Annotated in this window: 7 protein-coding genes; 6 read left to right on the forward strand and 1 reads right to left on the reverse strand. The window is 28.5% G+C overall.

Annotated elements, in window-relative coordinates; genetic code table 11:
* Positions 1 to 74 precede the first annotated feature (74 nt).
* On the reverse strand, positions 75 to 179 hold the full coding sequence (locus RWL85_RS08305) for a putative holin-like toxin (RefSeq protein ID WP_081450717.1): 105 nt from the start codon (positions 177 to 179) through the stop codon (positions 75 to 77).
* A gap of 825 nt (positions 180 to 1,004) precedes the next feature.
* Between RWL85_RS08305 and RWL85_RS08310 the strand changes: the two genes are divergently transcribed.
* The 6 genes from RWL85_RS08310 to RWL85_RS08335 all read left to right on the forward strand — a co-directional run bounded on the left by RWL85_RS08310 (position 1,005) and on the right by RWL85_RS08335 (position 5,415).
* Positions 1,005 to 1,589 (forward strand): type IV toxin-antitoxin system AbiEi family antitoxin domain-containing protein, encoded by a 585-nt coding sequence (locus tag RWL85_RS08310; RefSeq protein WP_314087035.1) that lies wholly within the window; start codon positions 1,005 to 1,007, stop codon positions 1,587 to 1,589.
* A 1-nt stretch (position 1,590) separates the two neighbouring features.
* The gene (locus RWL85_RS08315; protein WP_314087037.1) at positions 1,591 to 2,388 is read left to right on the forward strand and encodes a nucleotidyl transferase AbiEii/AbiGii toxin family protein; all 798 of its coding nucleotides are present in this window, start codon (positions 1,591 to 1,593) and stop codon (positions 2,386 to 2,388) included.
* 298 nt (positions 2,389 to 2,686) lie between these two features.
* On the forward strand, positions 2,687 to 3,247 hold the full coding sequence (locus tag RWL85_RS08320; RefSeq protein WP_314087039.1) for a DUF402 domain-containing protein: 561 nt from the start codon (positions 2,687 to 2,689) through the stop codon (positions 3,245 to 3,247).
* Positions 3,234 to 4,046, forward strand: coding sequence for an NAD kinase (locus RWL85_RS08325; RefSeq protein ID WP_314087041.1), 813 nt, complete (start codon positions 3,234 to 3,236; stop codon positions 4,044 to 4,046). The genes RWL85_RS08320 and RWL85_RS08325 overlap by 14 nt, the downstream gene beginning before the upstream one ends.
* Positions 4,039 to 4,926: an RluA family pseudouridine synthase gene (locus RWL85_RS08330; protein WP_314087043.1), complete on the forward strand. Its 888-nt coding sequence runs from the start codon at positions 4,039 to 4,041 to the stop codon at positions 4,924 to 4,926. The genes RWL85_RS08325 and RWL85_RS08330 overlap by 8 nt, the downstream gene beginning before the upstream one ends.
* A 75-nt stretch (positions 4,927 to 5,001) precedes the next feature.
* Positions 5,002 to 5,415 (forward strand): hypothetical protein, encoded by a 414-nt coding sequence (locus RWL85_RS08335; RefSeq protein WP_314087046.1) that lies wholly within the window; start codon positions 5,002 to 5,004, stop codon positions 5,413 to 5,415.
* Positions 5,416 to 5,541 lie beyond the last annotated feature (126 nt).

Consider the following 5,541-nt stretch of genomic DNA (forward strand, 5'->3'; position numbering starts at 1 on the left):
AAATACTAAACAAAAATAACTGAATATTTTGTCCAACTTTTTGGGTGCAGTACCAAGCCAAAGCGTAAAGATGGTTATTTTTTATTGTCTTTTTTTAACGCTACAATACATGCACTAACTACTGAAACAATCAATAGATTTATTCCAATAATCGTCTGTACAATTTCGTAAGCTGACAACTTGCTACTCCTTTCTTCAAGATTTTAGTGTATGCGAGCATAGCACCATCCCCTTTCATATTGAAGTAGCCACCATCTTTATCGGAAGTTTTACACTCCCTAACTTCTCTCTCCAATTTTGATTATATCAAATTGAACTGCGATATTCAACTGTTTATAAATCTCAATTTACAAATTTTTATCCTCTACTAAAATAGATACATTATTCGCATATAGAATATAATTTTTCAACTTTTCATTATTTAACACTTTAAAATTTCTTATATATTGATTACTTATTAAATAAAAAGTACTTTTCTAAAATAGAATAGTACTTTTCGTAATTTTAATCTAGCTAACATTAATGAAATTATTGTTAGCTAAAACAACTTATTCAGTAATCTACTATAATTATATAATAAACTATTCTAAAATATAATCGTCCTAATTTGAATGTTTATGTCTCACTGCTAACCGAATAGAATAGATTACAAATATAATTCGAATGGAGAATCCTAATTTAACTGCGTTTTATGTTGTTATAAATGTTGGAAATATTTTTAATTCAATTAGGTTTTTCATTCCCAGGGTTAATCCAAAAGCCCTAGATTTTAACAAAGTTCATAAGAGAACTTACAGATACAATAATTTATTGACATATAAATTCTCTTTATGAAAGCTTTTCAGGTATCTAATAACTTTTCGGGGGTGACTCTAAAATCTTGTTTCATGATTTTAGAATCACTCCTTTTTTAGTTAAGTAAGGAGTTAGATCTAAGACTTTTTATTTACAAATACTCTTTAATATTATATAATTTAAAGTGTAAATGTAAGAGGTGATGTGCTATGATTATTTTAAAGGAATATTTAAAAGAAAAAGGATTTATTACGAATAATGAAGCGTTAAAGCTTGGTATTAGTAGACATAAACTTGCTGAGTTTGTTAATAGGGGAGAACTTGAACGCGTGAAAAATGGAGTATATAAGAAAAAAGATGATGTAGATGATGAATTTGCATTAATATCTTATAACAATGAAAAAGTTGTATTTTCATTCCATACAGCATTATTTTTGTTAGAACTAAGCGATAGGAGCCCAAATTGTTTTCATATAAGTGTACCACAAGGGTATAATGTTAGACATATAAAAAGGAAGATAAATAATATTAAGGTACACTATATAAAAAAAGAAAATTTTGATATAGGTATTATAACTATAAAAACAGCACTTGGAAATGAAGTGAGATGCTATGATATGGAAAGAAGTATTTGTGATATTGTATCTAAGAGAAATATTATTGATAAGCAGATATTTGTAGATGCAATTACTAGATATTTTAATAATAAAGGGAAAAATATGAGGAAGCTTATTAAATATAGTCGAATATTAGGAGTCGAAGATGAGATAAGAAAGTATATGGAGGTTCTATAAAATGATCACTTCAGAAAGTTTGAAAGGTAAAGTGAAAAACATAGCAAAAAGCAAAAAATTAAGTTCACAGGAAGTGTTGCAAATGTTTTTCTTTGAAAAATTTTTAGAAAGATTATCTCGTTCTAGTTATAAATTTAATTTTGTAATTAAGGGTGGATTATTAATTTCATCTATGATTGGTATAGACAATAGGACGACAATGGATTTGGATACGACGGTGAAAGGAATTCCATTAAAAGAACATGTCATTAGAAATATAATTTTAGAAATTTTAGATATTGAAGTAGATGATGGAATACAGTTTGAGATTACAGATATTACCTATATTCGAGAAAAAGATGAATATGAAAATTTCAGAGTTCATTTGATTGCTATATTTGGAAAAATAAAAAATGTAATGAAAATTAATATAACAACAGGAGATATAATTACACCAAGAGAAATAGAATACGTATATCCTTGCATGTTTAGGGAAGAAGGGATAAGAGTTCTAGCATATCCTATTGAAACGATACTTTCAGAAAAATATGAGAGCATAATAAAGAGAAATATATCTACAACAAGAATGAGAGATTTCTATGATTTATATAATTTATATTACTTGAGAAAAGAAGATATTGATTTTAAGATTCTCAAACAAGCTATTTTGTCAACTGCACGAAAAAGAGACAGTATAGCTTTCCTTCAAGAAGCATATGAAATTATAAATGATATTAAGGAAGATGAATATTTAAAAAAATTGTGGGAGGTTTATTTGAGAGATAATCCATATATTGGAAATCTCAGTTTTTTGCTGTAGTAGAAGTCGTTGATTTAATATCGAAAAAAGTAGATATCTAGGTGAAAAAAGTTATATGAAATATAAAAAAGGTTTGACTTAAGAGTTGAGAAATTAATCTTAAAATTAAATTTAAGAAAATCATAATTTTAATAGTTGATTTTATTATTACCCAGAAACAACTATTTAAGAGATACATTAGCTTTTTTCTGATTTAGGTGTATAATTTTACAAAAAAAATTGTTATTACAGTAGAATGAACTATGTTAAATATGTTATAATTAAAAAGACATTAAAATTAGGTATGAAAGGAGGAACTATGTACAGAGGAGAAAGGCCTAAGAAGGGTGATGTAGTAAAAATAATAGCATATAAGCATGATGGTTCAATACATAGAATTTGGCACAAAAATGTTGTACTAGAAGCGGATGAACAGGTTCTAATTCTAGCAAATAACAGAACACTTGTAACAGAAAATGATGGAAGAACTTGGGTTACTAAAGAAATTGCTTTAGTATATTTTCACAATGAATGTTGGTTTAATATAATATGCATGTTTAGAGAAGATGGGGTTCACTATTACTCAAACTTAAGTAGTCCATTCGCATATGATGTGGATGGCGTAAAATACATTGATTATGATTTAGATATAAAGAAATATCCTGATGGTAAATATTTCTTATTAGATGAAGATGAGTATAATCAAAACAAAGCGCGTTATAAATATGGTGAAAAGATTGATAAAATATTGAAGTATAATGTTAATAAACTTCAAGAATGGATTGATAATAATCAAGGTGCACTTGCACCGGATTTTGCTGATGTATGGTTAGAAAATTATGAAAAAATAATAGGTGAAAATCAAGATGTTAGAAGGTAAATTTAGCATAGAAGTTAGAAATGATGAAGTTTCAGAGAAGATAGGTTTGAAGTTAAAAGAGTTCTTATTATCTAGTGATATGGAAGAAGATAAGAGTAATCCTGATTATGTTTTTGCAATTGGGGGAGATGGAACTGTATTGAGAACATTCAATAAGTATATGAATAATTTAGATAATATAAAATTTTTATCTATTCATACTGGGCATTTAGGGTTTTATACCGATTATTCTGTTCAAAACTATGAGAAAATATTTTTTGATATGTTAGCATTAAAACCTAAGGTAGAACAATATCCACTATTAAGAGTTAAGGCGTATTGCGCTAATGGTGATTTAGTTTCTGACTATTGTTCTTTAAATGAAATAACGGTAAATAATCATACAGGATCTACTTATGCAGCTAAGGTTTATATAAATGGTGTCCACTTTGAGAGTTTTAGAGGAGATGGATTATGTATTAGTACCCCAACAGGGTCTACTGCGTATAATAAAAGTCTAGGTGGGGCTGTGATTCACCCTCAATTGCCGTTGTATCAAGTAACAGAGATTGCTGCGCTAAATAATCTTGTTTATCGAACATTGGGAAATCCACTAATATTATCACAAAATGATGAACTTATGATTAAACCAATGAATACGGAAAATCATCGCATAACAGTAGATCATATGCATTTTAATTATGATAGTGTAGCTAAAATAAAAATAACTCTAGAAAAGGATAAGAAGATTTCATTTATTCGTTATAATGAAGATAGTTTCTGGCAACGTGTGAAGAGATCATTTATTAAAAATGACTAATATTACTTTAAAGTATGTTGTAAAAAAAGAACAATTGTTAAGAGAATTTTTATTAGAAAATAATATTTCTAGGAAAACCTTGACTAGAATAAAGTTTGATCATGATGGTAGCATAAAGATAAACGATAGGGAAGAGAACGTTAGATATATGTTAAAAGAAAATGACATAGTAGAGATTACTTTGCCTAGCGAAAATTTCACCGAATTTGTTCGTTTTATAAACAAACCAATTGATATAGTTTATGAAGATGAGTATTTTATGATAGTCAATAAAGAAATCAACCTACCTTCAATACCTTCGAGGAATGTTGAAGACGAGTCACTGCTTGAGAGAGTAAATTACTATTTTCAAGAGAAAAATATTAACTCAATTCCGCATATAGTAACGAGGCTCGATAAAAATACATCTGGATTAGTATTAATTGCAAAACATAGGCATATACATGCGTTGTTTAGTAATTTGAGTATAGATAAATATTATACAGCGTTGGTTAATGGAAAAATAAAAGACAATGCGATTGTTGAAGCTCCGATTCGCAGAGTAAGTTCAAGTATAATTGAACGCGAAGTTGGTGAAGGTGGAGAATACGCTAAGACTGAATATTGGTTAGAAAAATATATTCCAGAACTTAATATTAGTATAGTCAAATTAAAACTCTATACAGGGAAAACTCATCAAATTAGAGTTCACATGAAGTATGAGGGGCATCCGCTATTAGGTGATGAGCTGTACGGTGGAGATGTGAGTTTAATAAAACGACAGGCACTAAATTGCAGTAATCTTGTATTTAATCATCCGATTACAGATAAAGAAATAAATGTGAAGATAGATATACCAACTGATATGAAAAATATTTGTAATACAAAGGTAATATTTTAAAACTTGACAATAAGAGTTAAAGTCTATATAATTATAGTATAAAATTTAATATATATTAAAAGGAGATTGTTTATTATGAAATTAAACAAATTTTTAGTAGCAGCTGCAGCTGTTGCAGTATTACCATTATCAGTAGCTAATGCTGAAGGACCAGCAACACAACCAGCATTACCAGTTATAGGAGTAAACCCAGATAACGCACCAGTTGTTGAAACTCAACCAGGATTCCCTGAAACAACAGAAAAACCTATTTCAGTAAATGGTGAAGGTACATTTGTTGGAAAACGTGAATTCAAAGGTGGAGTAAACGGAACTGGATTAGTACAACCAGAATTACCAGCTTACGGTGAAAAATTAGTAGCACCAGAAGTACACACTAAACCTGAATACAAAGCACCTAAAGGTACTGTTAGAGTAGATAAAGGTACAGAAGCACCTAAAGCTGACCAAGCTAAAAAAGTTTTACCAAAAACTTCAGCTGTAAAATAATATTATTTAAAACTTTAACTTTTAGATAATAATTAGTGTTTATACGAACAGATAAAAGAGGACATTAGTCCTCTTTTCAGATTGTTGACAAAACGACCAAAATATCAATGAAGATATTGATGTTTT

Origin of the sequence: uncultured Gemella sp., assembly GCF_963515875.1 — a bacterium.
Classification (GTDB): domain Bacteria; phylum Bacillota; class Bacilli; order Staphylococcales; family Gemellaceae; genus Gemella.

Bases quoted from the DNA above. Each gene is read 5' to 3' on its own strand.
- RWL85_RS08315 (WP_314087037.1), top strand. From the start codon at position 1,591: ATGATCACTTCAGAAAGTTTGAAAGGTAAAGTGAAAAACATAGCAAAA.
- RWL85_RS08335 (WP_314087046.1), top strand. From the start codon at position 5,002: ATGAAATTAAACAAATTTTTAGTAGCAGCTGCAGCTGTTGCAGTATTA.
- RWL85_RS08330 (WP_314087043.1), top strand. From the start codon at position 4,039: ATGACTAATATTACTTTAAAGTATGTTGTAAAAAAAGAACAATTGTTA.
- RWL85_RS08325 (WP_314087041.1), top strand. From the start codon at position 3,234: ATGTTAGAAGGTAAATTTAGCATAGAAGTTAGAAATGATGAAGTTTCA.
- RWL85_RS08320 (WP_314087039.1), top strand. From the start codon at position 2,687: ATGTACAGAGGAGAAAGGCCTAAGAAGGGTGATGTAGTAAAAATAATA.
- RWL85_RS08310 (WP_314087035.1), top strand. From the start codon at position 1,005: ATGATTATTTTAAAGGAATATTTAAAAGAAAAAGGATTTATTACGAAT.